Origin of the sequence: Fundicoccus culcitae, assembly GCF_024661895.1 — a bacterium.
Classification (GTDB): domain Bacteria; phylum Bacillota; class Bacilli; order Lactobacillales; family Aerococcaceae; genus Fundicoccus_A; species Fundicoccus_A culcitae.
In genome coordinates this window covers 1,619,689-1,641,428 of record NZ_CP102453.1, presented here as the reverse complement: position 1 = coordinate 1,641,428, position 21,740 = coordinate 1,619,689, and the positions used below count along the sequence as shown (strand labels likewise).

Below are 21,740 nucleotides of genomic sequence, written 5' to 3'. Positions count from 1 at the left end.
CCATGGAACTTAAATATCTTTATACTGTCAAGAAAATCATTGAAACCGGCAATTACCAAAAAGCGGCTCAAGCCCTGAATTACGCGCAGTCAACCATTACCTTTCAAATTAAGCAACTTGAAAAGGAGCTGGCGATTAAGTTATTTGAAAAAGAAAAGCAGCAGATGGTGTTGACGCCAGAGGGGCAAGAGGTTTTGCCTTTAATCAACCAAGTCATTGAGGCGTCGGAAGCGTTGATTAATTTTCAAACCCAAGATAGTGGGCTAAAGGGTAGTTTAACTCTTGCGGTGCCTGAAACGCTGTTAACCTATAAACTTCAGCCTATTTTTAAAGCGTTCAAAGCCCAAGCGCCGCATGTTAAACTCAGTATTCGGGTGATGAATTGTTACGCCATTTTTGATGAAATGGTCAATGGGCAAATTGATGCGGCGTTTCATTACGATGTCCGCAATTACCCCAATCGCATTCAAACCCATCCTATTGGCACGTTTCCTTTGGTTTTAGTGGCATCTCCGGAGTTGGCTGTAGACCAACGCGATTTTGTGACCGCTCACCAAACGAAATCCGTCTGCCACATTCAAAACGACCGTGATGCTTTTTACCTTAAAATTTTTAATAAATATCTCCACAACCAAGACATTCATTTAGAAACGCCCTCAGAATTGTGGAGCATTGAAACGATTAAGCAAAGTGTCATGAGTAATCTTGGGGTGGCTTACCTACCACGCTTTACAGTTGAAGCTGAACTACTACAAGGAAAGTTGATTGAACTGGAAACGGCTATTCAAGACAATCACATGCATGCTTCCTTTGGTTATCATCAAAATAAAGCAGACACACCAACGATTAGGCTCTTAAATGATCTGATTAAACAACAACTAAAATAGATACGTACATCTTCGACTAAACGATTGTCATTGTCTATGATAAACCATGCAAAATAACCATTTTTAATCGTCTCCGCTACCCTTTACAATTAAATGGGGGTGAAAAATGACATGCTTATCCAAAAAATAGTGTTATTGTATACTGTTTTAACTACTATAATGAGCTGCCCATTGACCAATGGAGATCCTGTTATACCAATACAGCCAAGAGAAATAGCACAAATAGAGAGGGAGGAATCTAACACCATGCAAATGACCATTGAAGGGGTAACCTTTACATTAAACCTAATTGAAAACCCAGCTTCGCAAACTTTATTAGCAAATCTACCACTTACGCTGACCATGGATGATTTACATCGTAATGAAAAATATGCCAGTCTCGACCAGTCGTATCCGATTCAACCTCAATCCGTTGGTCAAATTAATGCCGGAGATGTAATGCTATTCGGTTCAAACACTTTAGTTATTTTCTATGACAGCTTTTCTACTAGTTACGCCTATACACCGATTGGACAAATTAGCGAAGTGGATCAATTAATTTCGTTACTCAACCACAATCAAGCGGTTGAAATCCCTTTTACTTTAGAATAAATCCAGGTGTAATGGAAGTTTTCGCTTTTATTTATAGTCTGGATTTTAAAGGAATAAAAATAGTGTTCTAATCTTCTTTCCTAACACCCAGTGTTTATAATTCAAGTCTTGCGACGCTTTCCCCTGCATCTTCCGCAAACTCGATAAAACCAAATTGAGCATACAAGTTCTTGGCTACATGATTATCTGGTTCATAGGATGTATAAATGGCTGTGGCAGGTCCATGGGGCAAAGTTTTCAGATAGTTCAAAGCTTCTGCGAAGGCTTTTCTTCCTAACCCTTTGTTTTGAAAAGCTTCACCCATCATAAAGCGATCAATGCTATAAATGGCTTCATCAGCGAATTCGTTGTCTTCTGCAGCTGTATAAACCATCATGATAAAACCGACCAAGGTATCCTCTTCGTAAATACCGAAACTCATAGGTGGAACGGGGTCATTTAAAAGCGCGACATACGATTGGGCTAGACTAAACAAATTGGTTGCGACAAATTCTTCTTGCTCCGGCGCAACTTTCAAATGAATAATAGCCTTGAAATTATCCCGGGTGACGGTTTTAAATTGTATCATGCAACATTCCTCCTTCTACTTGATTACTTCCATTGTACCATAAGCGATATAACGATTTATTTAATAAATATACATACAATAAATATCAAAAATATAACTTTAATAAACCTAAATTGATAACAAACAAACTTTGTTTTAACAATGTTTATTTATTGACTTAATGGTATAAAAATAATATTATTTAATATTGTAAAGCAGATAAAATCTAAAATAAATATTGGTGTAAAAGCAGAGATATTTATTTGTTTTATACAAAAGATGAAGGAGAGAGACAGGATGAGAAAATATATCTTAGATGGAATGAATGAAAAAGCGGGGAACAATATTTCATGGCGCTCCATTTTTGCGGGGGTTGTGACGTTTGTGGCCTTAAGCATTTTGTTTTCACTCATTGGGACAGCGATTGGTTTTGGTGTGCCGGACTTTACCTCTAGCAATCCGTTAGATGGGGTAGGTACGGGCTTAATTATTTGGCTAATAGTTGCTTTAATCATTTCGTTAGCGGCAGCTGGCTATATTGCTGGTTTAACAGCCAATCGTGCCGGTTTCATTCATGGTTTCTTAACATGGGCCGTCAGTATCGTAGTGATGTTTTGGTTAATGACTTCTGCTTTAAGTATGGCGTTTGGTGCTTTAGGCAATGTCTTAGGGTTCACAGGTCAAGTGGTTGGTGATACGGTTGGGGTTACCGTTGATACCGTTGCTTCATTATCGCAAGATGCCTTTGATGCCATTGCGAATCAAGTCAATGTGGATACCGACGAATTACAACAATCGGTAACTGACGTTTTAGAAGAGACAGATATTGAACAGTTGCAACCTGATTACTTAGAAAATCAAATGCAAGCCACGGTGGATGATATTACGAATGCGGGTTACGCAGTGGTTGTTGAAGGACAAGATCCACAACAAGCCATTGATGAAGTGGTTAGTAATATCCAAGGCCGGATTGATGAAATTGGGCAAGAATTAGATGAAGAGGCTTTGACTGAAGCCGTAGCTGCTAATACCGACTTAACTGAAGCGGAAGCTCAAGCGGCTGTGGAAAATATCCAACAAGCTTATGCAGATGCGACAGAACAAGCGACGCAAGTCATGGAAGAAGCTCAAACAGCGATTGCTGACTTACAAGTTCAAGCGCAACAAGCAGTGGATGAGGCAGCCGTTGTTGCAGAAGATGTATCCAATGAAACGTCTAAATATTCATTGTATATTTTTATTGGTTTACTCCTAGCCATGTTCATTACAGCTTTTGCAGGCTATGCTGGAACGAAAACAGCTGTTGAAACACATAACAATGCGGTTTAATAGGTTAGATATTAGCTAGATGCCTATGGGTGTCTAGCTTTTTTGGGCTTGTAGCCGTAAGAGAGAGACAAGTTTATAATGATAATTTTCATCATATTTTCTAATTTGCCGGACGTGGATTTCTGATGTGTTCCGGCAAGTTGGTTTGCCGGATGTCGCTCAGAAATGAGTTCCGGCAAATGCGTTTTAGCGGGAAGTAAAAAGACGTTAAATAAAGCTAATCAGTCACCAAATACTTAATTTCATAACCAAATAGCCAAATTGATAGATTATTAAATGGTCACACATTTCCCGCTTATTATTGCTGGGAAGGCACGCGGGATTAAAGCGCGAGACTTCATTTTGTTGGGAAGGCACGCGTTCCTGGAGCGCGGGACATCATTTTGTTGGGAAGGCACGCGGGATGAGAGCGCGTGCCTTCGAAAAGTTGGGATGGCCCGCGCTGCACCAGCGCACGACAATTTCGACACAATTTGTCTCTCGTTATCCAAGCGCAAGACAAATTCAATCTAATTTGTCTTGCGGTGGGTAAGTGCCTAGGTGATTCATTTCCCACTTACGTTCACGCACACAAGAACGGCTCGAATATGTGAGCGCACACGCAAGTGGATAATGACGGAAGGTATTTCACTTCCCACTTACACGCCAATTCCACGATTAACCATAATTTTCAAGAATTACATAGTCTTTCAAGTAATTACTTGCTATAATTATGAAAGAATGGAGTGGATTGAATGTCAAAAGTCCGTAAAGCAATTATCCCCGCTGCTGGATATGGGACAGGTTTTTTACCAGCTACCAAAGCTAGCCCTAAAGAACTACTACCGATAGTTGATAAACCAATTATTCAATTTATCGTTGAGGAAGCGATGGCTTCAGGGATTGAAGAAATTATTATCGTGACCGGTAAACACAAACGATCAATTGAAGATCACTTTGACTCAGCCATCGAGCTGGAATCAAATTTATTAGAAAAAGAAAAATGGGATTTGTTGGAATTAGTTAAGGATACCACAATGCCTAATTTGTTCTTTGTCCGCCAGTCTTATCCTTTAGGCTTAGGCGATGCGATTTATCAAGCCAAGGCTTTTGTATCAAATGAACCCTTCGTGGTTATGTTGGGTGACAATATTATCGATGCTGAAATCCCTGTAACGAAACAGTTGATTGATCTCTATGATGAAACCCAACAAATGAATGTTGCGGTTATCGAAACCCCTGAAAAAGACCTAAGTAAATACGGTAATGTTGATAAAGGGACCTTGTTACCGCAATTTGGTCATGGCGATGATGTAATCAAAGTAAATAATTTTATTGAAAAACCCACCAAAGAAAATATTTTGAGTTCCTATGCGATTGCTGGACGCTACGTCTTAACGCCGGAAATTTTTGATGTGTTAGCCAACCAAGAACCGGGTATCGACGACAAAATTCAATTAACGGATGCCTTGCAAAAAATCAGCCAATACCAAACCGTTTATGCGCGCATTGTTGACGCCGACCGCCATGATGTGGGAAACAAATTAGGTTACCTGCAATATAGCCTCGAATACGGCTTGGAGCACCCTGAAATTGCTGATGGCTTGCGCGACTTAATTATTAAGAAAAGCCAAGACCTTAAATAAATATCACTTCTAATATAAAAAGCCAGCTTGATTCATCTGATCAAGACTGGCTTTTTTTTTGACCACATTTCGTCCACTCCTATAGCAATCAGAGGGATATTTATTTAAAAGGAAAAAGGGAGTGGGTGAAATGTGTGAGGTCACGAGAGGTAATAGGGGGATGATGTTGGGGGTCGAAGTCATAATGATGGAAAAAATGGGTGTGCTCTGTTTGGGGGTGCGTGAGGTCGAGTTGGTGGTGGATGCGTGAAAGCAGGTGGTTGTAGTGTTGAAACCAAAGGTTCGACAGGTGGTAGGAATCTTCGATTTGTTTTAAGATGGTAGGTTTGCTGTGGATGATGGAGATGCGGATGCGTTGGTAAAGTGGGTGGTAGCAAGTGTAGTAGAAGTTTAAGGGGTTTGTGGTGCTTGCTTGGGATAAAATCAATTTGATGCAGTGGCTGACGTTAATCCAATCGGGTTGATGTTCGTCTTTATTGGGTAGGCGGTAGTAGATCAAATTGCCGTGGACGAAGGGGAAAATGGTGCGAGGTTGTTGACCGACTTTTTGTAAAAATTGCGACCATAGTTTGTAGCTATAACCAACTTGTTTAAACATTTGGTCAGCCAACCAGGTGGTTGAGCGGGTCGACACCCATAATTGACCGGCTTGATCCAGAATGAGACTGCGATAATAGTGATCCTGACCGCTTATATTTTTTAAATAAATAACTTGCATGGAGGTGAAAGATAGTTCGTTCAGAACGCAGGCGTATTGGCTTAATGTATGGAAGTCGAAGTTTTCGTGTGGTGAGAAGACGAAGGTCGTGGCGTTAGGATGTGGTGTTGAAAGCGGAGAAGTCGTAGATAGCATTCGTTGCCTCCCATCAATTAGTATATAAATAATTTTAATAGACGCTAGTATTAATATACCATACAAGTAAGCGGTTTAGCAATCTCTTTTTTGTGGAAAATAGTAGCATTGATGCAGGGATATTTATGGGTGGGGTGAAAAGGGGCAATATCAATTTTGGCAACGATTACTAAATGGCAAATTGATTGCGTTTTGCTTTACTTAAAGGGTATCTTATTCTACAATTAAAGGTACTAATAGTAAAAGGACGTGATTGAATGAAAGAACTTTTAACATTTCCAACAGATGAACTATTTCAGGAAAATCAGGTGTATTTAACGATCAGTTTAGATACCGAGCTGGCATCGATTAATTCGGATAAGAACCGGATTAAATTGGATCAGCTGATTAAAAAAGCGGAACAAATTGGCAATGAAAATTATGGAGCAGAACTGACTGCTAAATTGGTTAAACAAGCCAAAGAATTCCAAAAAGATGCTGATTTTCAAGAAATTGGCGGGAACAATCTGGTTTTATATATTACGCCAGATGAAACCTACTATTATCTTCTAACGCGCCCAATTGACAATGGGGTGACGGTGTCTGAAAGACCGAATCTGTCAGCGGTTATCGAGAATTTCCAATATGTGGCGACGTATCACTTACTGGTCTTGAGTCGTGAAAAAATGCGTCTGTTTGTCGGACAACAAGAACGTTTAACCGAAGTAGATATGTCTAGTGATGCGGATGCGCCGGTCGATGTTGCGACGGCTTTGGGTGAAGAATATACGCAAACTTCAATGAACGCTGAAGGTAGTGTTTTCCACGGACAATCCGATGCAAGTGCCGAAAAAGAAATTGATTTAGAAAATTATTTCCGGATTGTGGATAAATACATTTACGAAAACTATTCAAAAAATACCCACTACCCATTGGTCTTATTCGCTTTAACTGAAAATGTGGCCGAATTCCGTCGCATTTCTAAAAATAAATACCTCAGCGACTACCCAATCGAAGCGTCACCTGTGCAACTATCCGATAATGATATTCAAGAGCGCGCAGCTAAACAAGTTAATTATGTTGCGGAAGTTCGCCATTCCGAATTGATGGAGCGCTTCAAGGAAACCACTCCACAATTTAAATTAGAGTCCCAATACAACGACCTGGCCTTCTCCAGTTTACAAGGTCGGATCGACTATCTTTTAATTCAAAAAGGGTTAGAAGTAACGGGCACCATTGACGATGAAGGTCAATACGTCCCAAGTCCAAAAGACGACTACCTTAGCCGTTTGATTTGGAATACCCTACACGCCAAAGGCAAAGTCTACTTGCTAGACGCCGACAAAATGCCTGAAGGCATACAAATCGCAGCAGTCTTACGCTATTAATAAATATCATTGCTTATAAGCCAGCTGAGTCATGTGACTCAGCTGGTTTTTTGGGGTGGAGTGGATTGGGGAGGGGGTGCAAGTGGCTTCTGGAGCAACTCCCAAGCCACATGAGCTGATAAGTGGCCAGGCAAATTGTTCCTAGGCCACATGAGCTGATAAGTGGCCAGGCAAATTGTTCCTAGGCCACATGAGCTGATAAGTGGCCAAGCAAAGTACTCCCAGGCCACATGAGCAGATAAGTGGCCAGGCAAATAGTTCCTAGGCCACATGAGCAGATAAGTGGTCAGGCAAATTGTTCCTAGGCCACATGAGCAGATAAGTGGCCAGCCAAAGTACTCCCAGGCCACTTAAAAAATTCGCATTATTGTTTAAGCTTAACAGCATAATAACATCCATTCCCACCATTAGAAGGGGTGAATTCTATGCTTAAATATCTGCGGATTGATCTTTTTGAAATTTTGCCTCCCATTAACTCATAGATATTCTTCGTCGTTCCCATTTCTGGATAATAATAAAATAGGTAACGTAACTCAATGGCATGCCGACAAATGGTCTCTTTGTAAGATTCTTTTTTACCGCAATCCATGCATGTAATCCATAATTTATTAGCTGTCATATTATACCCACTACACTTCCCACAACGAATCCCCTTCTTCAACTCCTCAAACTGCTTGGGCTCTAAAGCAATGTCCGGCGGTCTCTCATCCGTACGATAAAAGTCCAGCTTCGTCGCCACTTTTTTCTGCAGCCAATCCGCCATCGGTTCTGCGAACTCGAGCCCATCAATAAACTGGAACAACTCGTTACGCATCACCACTTGTGCCTTCGGCACACAATCCAAATCAACTTGACAATGTTCCCCAATAAATATCATTGCTGAATCTACTTGGATGTTGCGACTAACTTCAGCAGCTATTTGGCTGGCTTTTTTCGTCTTAGTTTCCAACTCATCGAAGATATCCGTCCCCATTGTAAAGCCATTTAATAAGCAATCGCCCTTAAGGTAATTAAATTTTCCAAAGTAATTCTTCACATCGACAACAATCCAACGGTGGGTGGCCATCAGAATATCATCAATTTGCTTTCTGCCATCTTTATCAAACCAATAATCGACCTCTAATTTCCAGTAACTGTGATTATACTGATTAAACCACTTTACAAAGGCGATTTCACCTTCATAACCACTTTTTAGACGATTTAACTTTTGTTCCAACGTCTGATCCTTAATCATGCCACGCGCAGCCATATGCTCCAGAATTTTGTGTTGTTTTGTTTTATTCATAGATGCCTCCTTTATAGGTATATACGTAAAAAAACGTCAATTCCATTTTTATTTTTGAAATCTTAATAAATATTTCAGATTCTAAAATGGGAGAGGGGCAGAGATATTTATTTGAGGTGAAACACAAAGGGGCTTAGATTGTAAAAAGGGTGTCGCAATGTTGAAATATTAGAATGTTAATATTAGCATATCAAAATGAATTAGAATTTGAGGAGTGTTATTAATTGGAAAAGAAGATTATGCGTAAACGGAAAGGGAAATGGATTGCGGTTTCGACGTCGTTAATTGCCTCTCTTTCAATAATTTCTCATTCTGGACAAGCAATAATGGCACAAGAGGCTTCTGATGATAATGCTTCTAGTGATGATTCACAGTGGCATGCGCCAGCGCCAGAAGTTTCATGGCAAGATGTTCCTGAGGAAAGTGCAACGCCAGAAGTTTATGAAGAAGTTGTAGAAGAAGTTGTTTATGAAGAGCCTGTGTATGAAGAGCCTGTTTACGAATCTGTTACAGAAGTCGTAGAAGAATGGGTGGAGGAGCCCGTTGCTGAGGTTTATGTAGCAGCTGTTGAGGAAGTAGCGGCTGAAGAGGTTGCGGATGCAACTGTTGTTGAAGAGCTAGTGGCAGAAGTTCCAGTAGTTGAGGAAGTTATTGAAGCAGAAATTTCTGCAGAGGTAGTTGAAACGCCTTTGGAAGAAGTCGATGCCACTGAAGTGGTAGAAGAAGTTATCGCAACCGAAGTAGTAGAAGAGTCTACTGAAGTATTAGCTGAAGAGTCTTTTGTTGGTGAAGCGCCTCTTGAAGATGTAGTAGAAGAAGGCGAATGGGTTGAAGAAACGCCTGTTGAAAATGAATGGGTAGCAGCCGAAACAGAAATTTCTGAAGAATGGGTAGCAGAAGATGTAGTTGAGGAAGTTTTAACTGAGGAAATTGTAGAAGAAACTCCCGTGACAGAACTTCCAGTAGAAGAAGCTCCTTTAGAGGAAACGCCAGTAGAAGAAGCTCCATTAGAAGAAGCACCTTTAGAGGAAACGCCAGTAGAAGAAGCTCCATTGGAAGAAGCACCTTTAGAAGAAATACCTGCTGAAGAAGTCGTTGAAGTGGAAGTTCCGACAGAGGAAATCACTGAAGATTTTGCCGAAGAACTACCAGTTGAGGAAGTTATCGAGGAAACGCCTGAAGAGATCGTAGAGGAAGCACCAATTGAGGAAACGCCTGAGGAAGCTTCTGAAGAAGCACCGATTGAAGAAGCACCGATTGAGGAGCCAACTGACGCAGAAGTTGAACTTCCAGTTGAAAGTATTGAAGAAACTGACGTTGAAACAGAACCAGAATTGGAGACCCCGGAAGAAACTGAACAACCAGCGACTCAACCAGAAGAAACCCAAACTGAAGCTGATAAACCAGTAACGACAACGCCAACACAAAATAATCAAACAGAAACGACAACTAGCCAACAGACACCAACCGCACAGCGTACCACAGCCCAACAAACACAAGCTGAGGTAACAAAACATCAAGTGATGCGTGGTGACACCTTGTGGTCATTAGCTCAACGCAACAATACAACCGTTGAGAACCTTAGAAAATGGAATAATTTAGCTGATAATACAATTGTCATTAATCATTCTTTATATGTTTCTGATCCAGCTGCAACAACGCAAACAAACGATCGACGTCGTCAAGCGGAAGTGAAAAATTATACGATCAATAGTGGCGATACTTTGTATTCAATCGCGCGTCGCAATAACGTTACAATAAATGATTTGAAACAATGGAATAATTTAACCAGTGATACAATTTACACCAACGTCAATCTTATTATTTCAAATCCTAATGCGACAGCCGAAGACGATAATGTTGCTAGTGAAATACCAATAAATAATTCTGCGTCAACTAAAAACTATACCGTTCAAAGTGGCGATACCTTATTTGCTATTGCCCGCCGTAATAATGTATCGGTGGATCAATTACGTGAATGGAATAATATTTCTGGTTCTTTGATTTACGCAAACCGTCCAATCATTGTGTCCAATCCAAACGGTACTAGTAACAATACAAACAATACAAACAATAACTCGCAAGCAACGGAAACACCTGCTACCAACAATCAAACACATACCGTTAAACGCGGTGAATACTTGTATTCGATTGCTACCCAATATGGTGTGACAGTCAACCAATTGCGTGAGTGGAATCAATTATCAAATGATATGCTTTATTCAAATAGCCAATTAATTGTTTCAAATCCAAATGCCAGCAGCACAAACCCAAGCAACCCAACTAACCCAAGCAACCCAACTAACTCAAGCAACCCAACTAACCCAACTAACCCGACTAATCCATCTACCCCAACCACGCCTGTAACCAGCAACCCTGATTTATCGGATGCAAGCGATCGCGCTCAGCAAGTGGTACAATGGTTCCAAGAACGTGAAGGACAAACAACTTATTCGATGGCTTATCGTAATGGTCCTGATAGCTATGACTGCTCAAGTGCGGTATTTAGTGCATTGATTTCCGCAGGCTATTTAAGTGAAGGCACGTGGTTAGGAACAACTGAAACCCTTTATGGGTATGAAGGGTCGTTATTAATACCAATTGCACGTGAGGATGTTCAATCAGGCGATATTTTCGTTTCAGGAATTAAAGGTCAATCGCTTGGTTCTGGTGGACACACAGGTGTTGCCGTAAGTAATAGTCAAATTATTCATTCAAATTATAGCGATAACGGAATTTCGACTACTGCCATTGAAGGATATACAGCTAGTCGTGGAATGCCAACCTATTGGTATCGCCTAAATGATGCTTTTATTGCTAATTAAGATAAACCTTTGCTGTTTTAGAGATCAAGCCTTTCTTGGTCTCTTTTTACTAGTTTAGGAAACAGTTAGCAATTAACTAATTAGTACACAACTACTCAATAAATATAAATAAGATATATTAATACACATCGTGTTATTTTTAGTTTTTGAATGGTTAATCATGGAGTGCTATAAGGTTAAATGCTACAATATAGTCATACAGAAAATAAAATTCTAATGGAAATTAGGAGTGGCAACTATGAAAAATAAATCTTATAGAAAATTAATCGGAACATCTGCATTAACGATTGCAGCATCTGCCTTCCTTGGCTTAGCTCCGATTGATGCGTCAGCTCAATCAGCAACCCATACAGTGCAAGCGGGAGAATATTTACTTTCTATCGCCAATCAATATGGTGTGACGGTTGAAGAACTGCGCGTTTGGAATGGTTTAACAAATGATATGATTGATGTTGGCGATGTCCTAGCCTTATATGGTACATCAACTGGCAATACAGGTAGTAGTGATTCAACCAATTCAACAGGAGTACATACCGTTCAAGCAGGTCAAACATTATACGATATTGCTGGACGTTATGGGATTACTGTATCCGAATTAATGGCTTGGAATGGCTTAACCAGTTCAATGATTGATGTTGGCGACCAATTGGTTCTATACAGTGGTGCAACTGTCAACCCAACACCAACCACGCCAACCGATGCAACAGGTGTGCATACGGTCCAAGCAGGGCAAACCCTTTATGGAATTGCGGCTAATTATGGCGTGACCGTTAGTCAATTAATGTCATGGAACGGTTTATCTACAACTTTAATCGATGTTGGCGACCAATTAGTCTTATACGGAGGTGACGGAACGGTTGATGAAACTCCCGCACCAAGTGGCGTCCACGTTGTCCAATCTGGTGAATATTTATATTTAATCGCGAATAACTACGGTGTGACAGTTGCCCAATTAAGAGCATGGAATAATTTAGCCAGCGATATGATTTATCCGGGTGATCAATTAGTGTTGTCAGGTTCAAACGTCGTTACCCCTGACCCAACAAGCCCAAATAACGTTCATACGGTTGTAGCAGGTGATACGCTTTATAGTCTGGCTAATCGGTATGGTGTAACAGTTTCAGAATTAATGGCTTGGAACGGACTTAGTACAACCTTCCTAAATATTGGCGATCAAATCGCATATTACGGCGAAAGTTCTGGTGAAGTTGTAACCCCTCCAACGGATGACACAACAGTGGAAACCCCAACAACACCAGAAGAATCACAAGATTCACAAACATCTGAAGACGATACAGAAACAAATACAACAGACGATGAAACACAAATTCATGTGGTTGCTGAAGGCGAAAACCTATGGCGTATTGCCAACCAATATAATGTAACGGTTCATAATCTACGCATCTGGAACGAATTGGACAGTGACATTTTAACGGTTGGACAAGAACTCGTTATCTTAAACCCAGCCTTAGAACCGCGCGTCCATATTGTCGTTTCCGGCGATAACCTTTACCGCATCGCTGTTGATAATCATACCTCTGAGGCAAATATCATGACATGGAACGATTTAGTATCAAGCGTCCTAGCGGTTGGTCAAAGACTCTTTGTTTCTGATCCAGATCCTGTGCTGCATGAAGCCGTGCAAGGTGAAACCCTCGAGCAAATTGCCGAGCAATACAACGTTACCCAAGAAGACCTCCGCGAATGGAACCTTCTCCCTGAAAACACCACGGTTGTCAACGGCACCCTGGTTGTCTCAGACCCAACCGGTATGCGTTAACCAAATAAATACCACTGCATCGACCTCGGTCGGTGCTTTTTTTATGCCTTAATTAGCTATTTGAAGACGGTTTTAACACCTAGCTTTTTGTAAGTTAGAGTATAAGCGAAATACCAATCCCACTTACTACACTTAGATAAAAACTTCACAAACAAAAATTGGTTACCGCTTTGTTTCAATTGTAAAATTTGTGTAAATTTAGCACTATGTGCAAATGTAACAAACATGAACAATTCAATTGATGAACCGCTTCCAAGGATAGTAGAGGCAGTGATATTTATTTGAATTGAAAAGGTAAGCCTTTTTAATAAAAAATGAATCTGTTATAATCGGTTTAGAAATAATATATTTGGAGGAAATCAAATGAAAAAGTTTTTAGCTTTACTAGGTTTAACAAGTTTATTAGTTTCAAACACTGCTTTATCAACAGTTTCTGCGCAAGAACCAACGGAAATTGATCAATTAACCGTAGCTTTCGTTCCATCGCGTGATCCTGAAGAAATTATTACTGCCACTGAGCCACTAAAACAATTATTAATTGATGAGTTAGCGGAATTAGGTTTTAACGTTGGTAATGTTGAAATTACTGTTGGTACAAACTATGAAGCAGTTGGCGAAGCAATGGCCGCTGGTACAGCTGATGTTGGTTTAATCCCTGGGGGAACTTATGTATTATTCGATGAAGATGTTGAAGTTTTATTAACATCTACACGTGCAGGGCTTTCAAAAGACTCTGAAAATCCAGCAGACTGGAATGATGGTTTACCTACTGAAACAGGTGACCAACAAGTTACTTACTACAAAGGTTTAATTATTGCTGGTCCTTCTGAAAAAGGTCAAGAGCTTGCTGCTAAAGTAAATAACGGTGAAGAATTAACTTGGGAAGACTTAGATAGTGCTAACTGGTCAGTTATGTCATCTTCTTCATCATCAGGTTACATCTACCCATCTATTTGGTTAAGTCAACGTTATGATGGCAAGATGGTTTCTGATTTATCAACAATTGTTCAAGCAGAATCTTACGCTTCATCAATTGCACGTTTAGCGGCTGAACAAGTTGATATCGTTGTTGGTTTCGCTGACTTACGTCGTGATTACGCTGAAGATTGGGAAGGCGATATGGGACGTGAAGCTTCAATTTGGGAAGAAACAAATGTGATTGGTGTAACACCAAACGTTTATAACGATACAGTTTCAGTATCACTTAATTCAGAAGTTATGACTGATGAATTAAAAGAAGCTATTGCACAAGCCTTCATTAATATTTCTGAAACAGAAGCAGGCTTAGAAGTTATTTCTATCTATAGCCACGAAGGATATCAAAGAGCCACTTCTGAAGATTACGATAATGAGCGTGAAGCACAAAGAATTTTACGTGAACAAGCTGAATAAGGCTTTTAAATTGTAAAAGTTCGTATATAATTAAGGGGCAACTATTAGATTAGCTGTCCCTTTTTTATTGTGGTGATATTTATTTAAAAGAATTTCAACAAGGAGAAAGTATATGATTGAATTCAAAAACGTTTCGAAGGTTTATCCCAATGGGGTGACCGCACTGAAGAATATTGATTTGACGATTAATCAAGGAGAGTTCGTGGCAATTATTGGGCTTTCGGGAGCGGGGAAATCGACGTTGATCCGCACCATCAACAAAATGCATCCTATTACAGACGGTTCGCTGACGGTCAATGACATCGATGTGAGTCAACTGAAAGGGAAGGAATTACGTCGTTTCCGCCGTGATATCGGGATGATTTTCCAATCCTTCAACTTAGTCAATCGGGCCAAAGTAATCACCAATGTGTTAAATGCTTTAGTCCCGGATTTACCTGCTTGGCGCAATCTCATTGGTTACTTTACTAAAGAAGAGGAAATCTTTGCTTTAGAGCAATTAGACCGTGTTGGGATTTTGGATAAAGCTTATACGCGGGTCGACCAACTTTCTGGGGGTCAACAACAACGGGTGGCGCTGGCGCGGACTTTGGCGCAATCCCCTAAAATTATTTTGGCCGACGAACCGGTCGCTTCACTTGATCCTGTGACGGCGAATGTCGTGATGAACGACTTCAAACGGATTAACCGCGACAATAATATTTCTGTTTTAATAAATATCCACCACGTTGAGTTGGCGCTTGAGTTTTGTGATCGTATTATTGGGATTCGCGATGGTGAGATTGTTTTTGATGGGCCTTCGGACAAAGTCGACCAAGAAACACTCAATTATATTTATAAAGGGAAAACGGAAGCGATGGAAGGGGTGTCCTAATGGCAAACAAACCCAGAAAATATCTGTTACCCACTAAGACGATTACCTTATCAAACGGAAAAACAGTCGAAAAACCACGGACGTGGACACTTATTGTGTTAGTACTTATTATTATTGCCATTTATTATTCGGTAGAATTAACCGGTTTTAGTTTATCCGTATTAGTGCGTCGTGGCGGGCAGTTTTTCGTTATCTTAAAAGCGATGATTCCACCCAACTGGGACTTCATTGGACAAGTTATTACGCCTTTGATCGATACCATTAAAATGTCCGTTCTTGGAACGATTATAGGGGCGTTGTTGGCAGTGCCTTATGCTATGTTGGCGTCTACGAATTTGGTGCGGAATTCTTGGGTTTCAGGGATTTTAAAATTGTTGTTGAGTTTAATTCGGACCATCCCAACCTTAGTGACCGCTTTGATATTAACCTATATTTTTGGCTTAGGTACTTTTGCAGGAACGTTGGCCATCGCGATTTTCACCTTTTCCTTTGTCGGTAAGCAACTCTATGAAATGATTGAAACAGCTGACATGTTACCTTATGAAGCCATGGAGGCCATGGGTGCCAACCGTATTCAAAGTTTCTGGGCTGCCATCAAACCGCAGATTTTACCCTCATACTTATCTATTTCTTTATATACCTTTGAAGGTAATGTGCGTCATGCCGCTATTTTAGGGTATGTCGGTGCCGGTGGTATCGGGATTATCTTGAATGAAAATATCGCTTGGCGTGAGTATGCGAATGTCGGTATGATATTAATTTGCTTATTTGTGACGGTTACGGTCATCGAAGCGCTCAGCTCATACTTCAGACAGAAATTAACTTAGGAGGCTGAATAAATGGTTAATAAAATAAATGAAATCTATGAAAACCAAAATCGCAGCCGTTATCAACAATGGTTCTGGGGCATCCTGGTTTTGATTTTAATTATCTGGTCTGGTAGTACCGTTAATGAAGTCAACATGACAAAGATGGGCTTAAGCGTCGCGGTCAATATCTTTAAAGGTATTTTGTCGCCGGACACAGACCTTTTGTTCAATTTTACCAAACAATCTGTCCCTTATTTGTTGTTAGAAACCATGGCCATCGCTTTTCTAGGGACCTTAACAGGGGCGGTGTTCTCATTCCCTATCGCCTTTCTAGCCTCAAGTAAAATAATGCCAGTCCCGGTTGTCGTGATTGTGCGCTTGTTTGTCATTATCATCCGCACCATTCCAAGTTTCGTTTACGGTTTAATGTTTATCCGTGTAACAGGTCCCGGTGCATTTGCTGGTTTGATGACTTTGTCGGTTACTTCCATTGGAATGCTGACTAAATTGTTTAGTGAAACCATCGATGATATTGACACATCCATTCTCGAAGCTTTGGATGCCGCTGGTTTAAACACTTTCCAAAAAATCCGTTACGGAATCATTCCACAATTGAGCGCGAGCCTCTTGTCCACCTTGATTTTCCGTTTCGATATGAACCTGCGCGATGCCTCTACACTGGGTATCGTAGGTGCCGGTGGGATTGGTGCGCCTCTGATTTTCGCCATGAGCTCCTACCGCTGGAACCAAGTCGGTGCCATCCTGATTGGCTTAATCACCCTGATTCTAGTCGTCGAATACCTCTCAGGCAAAATCCGCACCCGTCTAGCGACCGGTTAAAATAAATATCGCATAAACAAAGCGACGCCTGATGTAGGTTCATCATGCGTCGCTTTATTTGCGTTGGGGATGGGGTGCTAGGGTGATGGAAGGTGGGCACTGCGCTGCATTTTAGGGGGGTGAATGAATAGCATGGATGGAAGGTGTGCCCTGCGTTTTCAGGGGGGAATGATTAGCGTGGGTGGAAATGGTTACGATTTGGCGAAAGGCTGGTATTCTGTTTTGTAAGTTAAGTGGGAAGTGAAGGAACAGGTTGATTTCGGATACAATGTCATGTTAGACAACGTATTCTCAATTGGGTGGCGAAGGCCTTATATCTTCTCGCCAGCAAATTAATTAGGTGGCGAAGCTTACATACCTCCTAGCCAGCAATTAAATTAGGTGGCGAAGCTTACATACCTTCTAGCCAGCAATTAAAATTATCCTGAGTGGAGGAACTCTCTTCCTCCATTTGTCGTGCTATCTTTAGTTAACGTGTTTTATTGTCATGAGGAAAAATCTGAGTGACAATGGGGCGCTTTATTGTCATGGGAGAAAATCTGAGTGACAATAGGACGGCTTATTGTCATGAGGGAAAATCTGAGTGACAATGGGGCGCTTTATTGTCATGAGGGAAAATCTGAGTGACAATAGGGCGCTTTATTGTCATGGGAGAAAATCTGAGTGACAATGTGACGGCTTATTGTCATGGGAGAAAATCTGAGTGACAATGGGACGTCTTATTGTCATGAGGAAAAAACTGAGTGACAATGTGACGGCTTATTGTCATGGGAGAAAATCTGAGTGACAATGGGACGTCTTATTATCATGGGAGAAAATCTGAGTGACAATAGGTCGGTCCGTCACTTCTCGCTTACCTTGAGAGGCGGATGGCAAGTCCCAACCGCCAGAGAGCGAGATGAGAGGCGGATGGCAAGTCCCAACCGCCAGAGAGCGAGATGAGAGGCGGATGGTAAGTCCCAACAGCCAGAGAGCGACTTGATAGGTGGATGGTAAAATATCAAATTCATTTGCTTTTAGCGGGTAGAGAGCTAGCAATTGAATAGATGGCGAGGGAGTGGCGATGCATCGCCAGCAAATTGATTAGGTGGCGAGGGAGTAGTCATCCTTCGCCAGTAAATTCAAGCCAAGCTTGCCCAAACCCACTCGCAATCACACCTCAGCCCCACCAAACCAACTTCCTTCTAACCCACCAAACCAACTTCCTTCTAACCCACCAAAACCCCCACCAACCCACCCCCCCTACTACCCCATCGAAGCCCAGGCGGCGTGTCGGCCGGCGATTGTTCCGGTTACAAAAGCGGCAGTAATGTTGTAGCCACCGGTATAGCCATTAATGTCCATCAACTCACCACAAAAGAACAGACCTGGCATCAACTTGGATTCCATACTGCTGGGTTCGATTTCCTTAGTATTCACACCACCACCGGTAACAAAGCCTTTTTCAATCGGTTGTGAACCTATCGAGGTAATAGCAAAGCCTTTAATACGCGACCACAAGGCAGCACGCCATTCGTGCTCTAATTGTTTGAAAGGGGTTGTGGCAGTGATATTTAGTTGAGAGAGGATGACCTCGGCCATGCGTTCGGGCATCCATTGTTTTAAAATGGTTAGGATTTGTTTGTCGCGTTGGGATTCGGCGATGGCTTCGAGGGCATCGGTCGTTAGGGACGGTTGTAAATCAATCGACAAATGGCAACGGTCGGCGCCACTTTCAAAGAGATATTGATTAACGTGGCCTGAACAACGTAAAATCGCGGGGCCAGAATAGCCGAAATGGGTGAAAATCATGTCCATAAGATGCGACACAATCGCTTTGCCCTCCGCATCCCACACCGTCACGTTGACATCGCGCAAGGAAACACCTTTCAAGGCCTGCGTCACAATCATTTCGTCGTCCGACAGCAAGGGCGCTTCCGTCGGATATAAGCGCGCAATGGTGTGACCCGCCTTTTTCGCCCAAGCGTAGCCATCGCCGGTCGCGCCTGTCCGTGGGTAAGCCCGCCCACCAACTGCCAGTACTACCGATTTAGCCTCAATAATTTCCTTAGTTGTTAGCTGCACGCCTGCGATTTTGCTTTTATCTTCACTAAATATCACTGTTTCAACGGTTGCTTCGGTTAATAAATCCACGCTTAAGTCGCGACAATTGTCGAGCAGAGTGTCTAGAATGGTGCGAGCGGAATCCGTCACTGGAAACATGCGACCGTGATCCTCTTCTTTGAGGGCTACACCTTGGCTTTCAAAGAAGTCAATGATGTCTTCTTGGTTAAACTGGTTTAAGGCACTGTAGAGGAATTTTCCATTACCGGGGATGTGTTTAATGAGTTCATCACGGGTCGTGCGATTGGTGACATTACACCGGCCGCCACCGGATAACAATAATTTGCGTCCAGGACGTTTGTTTTTCTCAATAAGTAAGACGCTGACGCCTTGTTGGGCGGCTTGAATGGCGGCCATTAAGCCACTGCTACCGGCACCGACGACAATTACATCATAGAAAGGTTTAACCATGGTTCACCTCGGCGGAAGGAATCATGGTGACTAAGCCGTTTAAGTGATAGTTAGCCCCTGATTGTCGCGCGGAATGAAACCGGGCATCCGTAAAAGTTGAAGCCGCCTCGACTTCAATATGGCTTGGATCAATGCCTGCTTCCAAAATAAGCTGATGATTGGCTTTTTGCATACTCAAATGATATTTATTGCCTTTGGGATAAAATAATTGATCGCGGTTAGGGAATGTGCTAAACGCTTCATAAACGTCAAGGCCGACTTCATAGTGGTCTTGATCAATCGTTGGACCAACATACACATAGAGATTTTCTAAAGTGCAGTCAAAATCATGTATCATTTGTTCAATGGCTAATTGACTAATGCGTTGAACCGTGCCACGCCAACCAGCATGCACAATCGCTTGAACTTTTCGAACGGGGTCAAATATAACTACCGGTGTACAATCGGCATATTTAATTAAGAGGGCAACACCGGCTTTGTCGGTAATTAAGCCATCTGCATCAGCAAATGTTTTGCCAATAACAAAAGGTTCGCCATTTTCGCCATTCGCATATGCCACATTAGCACTGTGAGTCTGCGCAACGGTATAAATTTCTTTTACGGGTGCTTTTAATTGCGTAACGGCACGTTCGATTTCCGGTTTAATTTGATCACCAATTAAGGTATAACGGAAATTATAGTCAGCACCAGCTATATAATTTAATAAGCCGTGGTCACTTAAAAGTTTACTATTCATGAAATATCCTCACTATTCATTCTAGGGTAGTTCTATTGTAAAGATTTTTGGGGAGAATGACAATGTGATTAGCCAACATTCGAAAGGTATTATATAGATCGTTGGATTAATTGCTTCACTGCTATTTTTGAAAAAAAGATAGGAATAAAGATATGCAAAAAGCAAGCCGTTGTCATTGACTCATAAGCGAAACTGACCTAACATGAACGGATGATGAGATATTTAATTGAGGGGAGTAGAGAAGTATGGCAATTAAGTTGATTGAACGTTTATCGAATGCCTTTGGGGTATCTGGCTTTGAAAAAGAGGTAGGCGAAATTGTTAAGGAGTATGCCCAGGCGTTTGCGGAAATTGAGACCGATAAGATGGGGAATATATCATTAAGGTATGAAAATCAACCAACCAAAGGTGTCAAGGTCTTATTAGATGCGCATATGGATGAGGTGGGTTTCATTGTTCAAGCTATTCGTCCCAACGGCATGATTGAATTTTTACCGCTTGGTAGCTGGGTGGTTAATAATGTTCCAGCTCACACGGTTATGATTCGCACCGCTGAAGGCAACAAAATTAAAGGGATTACGGCTTCAACACCGCCACATTTTATGACCGACGCAGAGAAAAAAGCCCCGCTCGCCATGGAAGCCTTAGTGATTGATGTCGGGACTTCAACTAAAGAGGAGACCGAGTCCCTTGGAATTCAAGTAGGTGATCCGATTGTTCCGGACGTTCAATTTGAAACGTTGCATAACGACCAAATTTTACTCGGTAAAGCGTTTGACTGTCGGATTGGTTGTGCCTGTTTGCTGGAAACCATGAAAGCATTTCAGGCTGAACAAGCACAATCAGATGTCAATCTTCAAGCGGTTCTGACAACGCAAGAAGAAGTTGGCTTACGTGGGGCGCAAGTTGTTGCTAACCAAGTAGATGCGGATTTAGCCATTGTGTTTGAAGGTTGCCCCGCTGACGATACGTTTACGCCGGACTATAAAATTCAATCGGCTTTAAAGAAAGGGCCGATGTTGCGTGATTTTGATGTGTCGATGATTACGCATCCAGGTTTTCAAAAATTTGCTTTGGACTTAGCTGAAAAGCACCAAATTAAAGCCCAACGGTCTGTTCGTAAAGGGGGCGGCACTAACGGAAGTGCCTATCATTTAGCTAACAAAGGTATTCCCACTATTGTTGTAGGTATTCCCGTAAGATATGCTCATACCCACTATGGTTATGTCGCTTATGAAGATTTTGAAAGTGCCAAAGCACTTGTATTAGCGATTTTGAGAGAAATGAACGCAGCGATATTTAGTCAAATCTAACTAAATAAGAAGCAGGGGTATTTATTCAAAAAAATATCCCTTTTTCTTGCAAGTTGCATTGACTTTTGATGAAAATAACTGTAAGATAAAGAACGGTATTGTTTGCCCCACTAGAGAGCCCCGGAAACTCAATAGTATTGTCAAACAAAAGATTTACAAATGGAGGAAAACAA

The 21,740-nt window shown here is 41.5% G+C and carries 17 protein-coding genes; 12 read left to right on the top strand and 5 right to left on the bottom strand.

What is annotated here, in order from left to right; all coding sequences use genetic code 11:
* Window positions 1-2: 2 nt before the first annotated feature.
* Both NRE15_RS07350 and NRE15_RS07345 read left to right on the top strand, forming a co-directional pair.
* The gene (locus NRE15_RS07350) at window positions 3-887 is read left to right on the top strand and encodes a LysR family transcriptional regulator (protein WP_313792241.1); all 885 of its coding nucleotides are present in this window, start codon (window positions 3-5) and stop codon (window positions 885-887) included.
* Between the two features lie 246 nt (window positions 888-1,133).
* Window positions 1,134-1,478, top strand: coding sequence for a cyclophilin-like fold protein (locus NRE15_RS07345; RefSeq protein WP_313792240.1), 345 nt, complete (start codon window positions 1,134-1,136; stop codon window positions 1,476-1,478).
* A gap of 94 nt (window positions 1,479-1,572) precedes the next feature.
* Here NRE15_RS07345 and NRE15_RS07340 read toward each other — a convergent pair whose 3' ends face one another.
* Complete coding sequence (locus NRE15_RS07340; protein ID WP_313792239.1) at window positions 1,573-2,046, bottom strand: GNAT family N-acetyltransferase; 474 nt, start codon at window positions 2,044-2,046, stop codon at window positions 1,573-1,575.
* Between the two features lie 276 nt (window positions 2,047-2,322).
* Between NRE15_RS07340 and NRE15_RS07335 the strand changes: the two genes are divergently transcribed.
* Together NRE15_RS07335 and NRE15_RS07330 are read left to right on the top strand one after the other, a co-directional pair.
* Window positions 2,323-3,354, top strand: a complete 1,032-nt coding sequence (locus NRE15_RS07335; protein ID WP_313792238.1) for a hypothetical protein — start codon at window positions 2,323-2,325, stop codon at window positions 3,352-3,354.
* A 734-nt stretch (window positions 3,355-4,088) separates the two neighbouring features.
* Entirely contained in the window at window positions 4,089-4,979 is an 891-nt protein-coding gene (locus tag NRE15_RS07330) for a UTP--glucose-1-phosphate uridylyltransferase (protein WP_313792237.1), read from the top strand.
* 100 nt (window positions 4,980-5,079) lie between these two features.
* On the opposite strand, the gene NRE15_RS07325 is transcribed toward NRE15_RS07330, so the two are convergent.
* Entirely contained in the window at window positions 5,080-5,832 is a 753-nt protein-coding gene (locus NRE15_RS07325; RefSeq protein WP_313792236.1) for a hypothetical protein, read from the bottom strand.
* Window positions 5,833-6,089: 257 nt separating this feature from the next.
* Here NRE15_RS07325 and NRE15_RS07320 point away from each other — a divergent pair, with 257 nt between their 5' ends.
* A complete protein-coding gene (locus tag NRE15_RS07320; RefSeq protein WP_313792235.1) occupies window positions 6,090-7,199 on the top strand; it encodes a baeRF6 domain-containing protein in 1,110 nt (369 codons plus the stop codon).
* A gap of 364 nt (window positions 7,200-7,563) precedes the next feature.
* Here the strand turns inward: NRE15_RS07320 and NRE15_RS07315 are convergent, their stop codons facing one another.
* Window positions 7,564-8,484 carry a nuclease-related domain-containing protein gene (locus NRE15_RS07315; protein ID WP_313792234.1) on the bottom strand — a complete coding sequence of 307 codons (921 nt, stop codon included), beginning with the start codon at window positions 8,482-8,484 and terminating at the stop codon, window positions 7,564-7,566.
* A gap of 224 nt (window positions 8,485-8,708) precedes the next feature.
* Between NRE15_RS07315 and NRE15_RS07310 the strand changes: the two genes are divergently transcribed.
* The 6 genes from NRE15_RS07310 to phnE (NRE15_RS07285) all read left to right on the top strand — a co-directional run bounded on the left by NRE15_RS07310 (window position 8,709) and on the right by phnE (NRE15_RS07285) (window position 17,004).
* Entirely contained in the window at window positions 8,709-11,309 is a 2,601-nt protein-coding gene (locus NRE15_RS07310; RefSeq protein ID WP_313792233.1) for a LysM peptidoglycan-binding domain-containing protein, read from the top strand.
* Between the two features lie 238 nt (window positions 11,310-11,547).
* Complete coding sequence (locus NRE15_RS07305; RefSeq protein ID WP_313792232.1) at window positions 11,548-13,089, top strand: muramidase family protein; 1,542 nt, start codon at window positions 11,548-11,550, stop codon at window positions 13,087-13,089.
* A 363-nt stretch (window positions 13,090-13,452) separates the two neighbouring features.
* Window positions 13,453-14,481, top strand: coding sequence for a phosphate/phosphite/phosphonate ABC transporter substrate-binding protein (locus NRE15_RS07300; RefSeq protein WP_313792231.1), 1,029 nt, complete (start codon window positions 13,453-13,455; stop codon window positions 14,479-14,481).
* 112 nt (window positions 14,482-14,593) lie between these two features.
* The gene (phnC, locus tag NRE15_RS07295; RefSeq protein WP_313792230.1) at window positions 14,594-15,355 is read left to right on the top strand and encodes a phosphonate ABC transporter ATP-binding protein; all 762 of its coding nucleotides are present in this window, start codon (window positions 14,594-14,596) and stop codon (window positions 15,353-15,355) included.
* Window positions 15,355-16,182, top strand: a complete 828-nt coding sequence (gene phnE, locus NRE15_RS07290) for a phosphonate ABC transporter, permease protein PhnE (protein WP_313792229.1) — start codon at window positions 15,355-15,357, stop codon at window positions 16,180-16,182. Before phnC ends, phnE (NRE15_RS07290) begins: the two co-directional genes overlap by 1 nt.
* Before the next feature lie 12 nt (window positions 16,183-16,194).
* Window positions 16,195-17,004 (top strand): phosphonate ABC transporter, permease protein PhnE, encoded by an 810-nt coding sequence (gene phnE, locus NRE15_RS07285; protein WP_313792228.1) that lies wholly within the window; start codon window positions 16,195-16,197, stop codon window positions 17,002-17,004.
* Window positions 17,005-18,249: 1,245 nt separating this feature from the next.
* Here the strand turns inward: phnE (NRE15_RS07285) and NRE15_RS07280 are convergent.
* A complete protein-coding gene (locus NRE15_RS07280; protein WP_313792227.1) occupies window positions 18,250-19,518 on the bottom strand; it encodes a BaiN/RdsA family NAD(P)/FAD-dependent oxidoreductase in 1,269 nt (422 codons plus the stop codon).
* Window positions 19,511-20,254, bottom strand: coding sequence for a peptidoglycan editing factor PgeF (pgeF, locus tag NRE15_RS07275; RefSeq protein ID WP_313792226.1), 744 nt, complete (start codon window positions 20,252-20,254; stop codon window positions 19,511-19,513). The genes NRE15_RS07280 and pgeF overlap by 8 nt, the downstream gene beginning before the upstream one ends.
* A 245-nt stretch (window positions 20,255-20,499) precedes the next feature.
* Here pgeF and NRE15_RS07270 point away from each other — a divergent pair, with 245 nt between their 5' ends.
* The gene (locus tag NRE15_RS07270; RefSeq protein WP_313792225.1) at window positions 20,500-21,567 is read left to right on the top strand and encodes a M42 family metallopeptidase; all 1,068 of its coding nucleotides are present in this window, start codon (window positions 20,500-20,502) and stop codon (window positions 21,565-21,567) included.
* Window positions 21,568-21,740 lie beyond the last annotated feature (173 nt).

Excerpts from the sequence above, each read along its gene's own strand:
- NRE15_RS07350 (WP_313792241.1), top strand. The coding sequence starts at position 3 with ATGGAACTTAAATATCTTTATACTGTCAAGAAAATCATTGAAACCGGC.
- NRE15_RS07345 (WP_313792240.1), top strand. The coding sequence starts at position 1,134 with ATGCAAATGACCATTGAAGGGGTAACCTTTACATTAAACCTAATTGAA.
- NRE15_RS07340 (WP_313792239.1), bottom strand. The coding sequence starts at position 2,046 with ATGATACAATTTAAAACCGTCACCCGGGATAATTTCAAGGCTATTATT.
- NRE15_RS07335 (WP_313792238.1), top strand. The coding sequence starts at position 2,323 with ATGAGAAAATATATCTTAGATGGAATGAATGAAAAAGCGGGGAACAAT.
- NRE15_RS07330 (WP_313792237.1), top strand. The coding sequence starts at position 4,089 with ATGTCAAAAGTCCGTAAAGCAATTATCCCCGCTGCTGGATATGGGACA.
- NRE15_RS07325 (WP_313792236.1), bottom strand. The coding sequence starts at position 5,832 with ATGCTATCTACGACTTCTCCGCTTTCAACACCACATCCTAACGCCACG.
- NRE15_RS07320 (WP_313792235.1), top strand. The coding sequence starts at position 6,090 with ATGAAAGAACTTTTAACATTTCCAACAGATGAACTATTTCAGGAAAAT.
- NRE15_RS07315 (WP_313792234.1), bottom strand. The coding sequence starts at position 8,484 with ATGAATAAAACAAAACAACACAAAATTCTGGAGCATATGGCTGCGCGT.
- NRE15_RS07305 (WP_313792232.1), top strand. The coding sequence starts at position 11,548 with ATGAAAAATAAATCTTATAGAAAATTAATCGGAACATCTGCATTAACG.
- NRE15_RS07300 (WP_313792231.1), top strand. The coding sequence starts at position 13,453 with ATGAAAAAGTTTTTAGCTTTACTAGGTTTAACAAGTTTATTAGTTTCA.
- phnC (WP_313792230.1), top strand. The coding sequence starts at position 14,594 with ATGATTGAATTCAAAAACGTTTCGAAGGTTTATCCCAATGGGGTGACC.
- phnE (WP_313792229.1), top strand. The coding sequence starts at position 15,355 with ATGGCAAACAAACCCAGAAAATATCTGTTACCCACTAAGACGATTACC.
- phnE (WP_313792228.1), top strand. The coding sequence starts at position 16,195 with ATGGTTAATAAAATAAATGAAATCTATGAAAACCAAAATCGCAGCCGT.
- NRE15_RS07280 (WP_313792227.1), bottom strand. The coding sequence starts at position 19,518 with ATGGTTAAACCTTTCTATGATGTAATTGTCGTCGGTGCCGGTAGCAGT.
- pgeF (WP_313792226.1), bottom strand. The coding sequence starts at position 20,254 with ATGAATAGTAAACTTTTAAGTGACCACGGCTTATTAAATTATATAGCT.
- NRE15_RS07270 (WP_313792225.1), top strand. The coding sequence starts at position 20,500 with ATGGCAATTAAGTTGATTGAACGTTTATCGAATGCCTTTGGGGTATCT.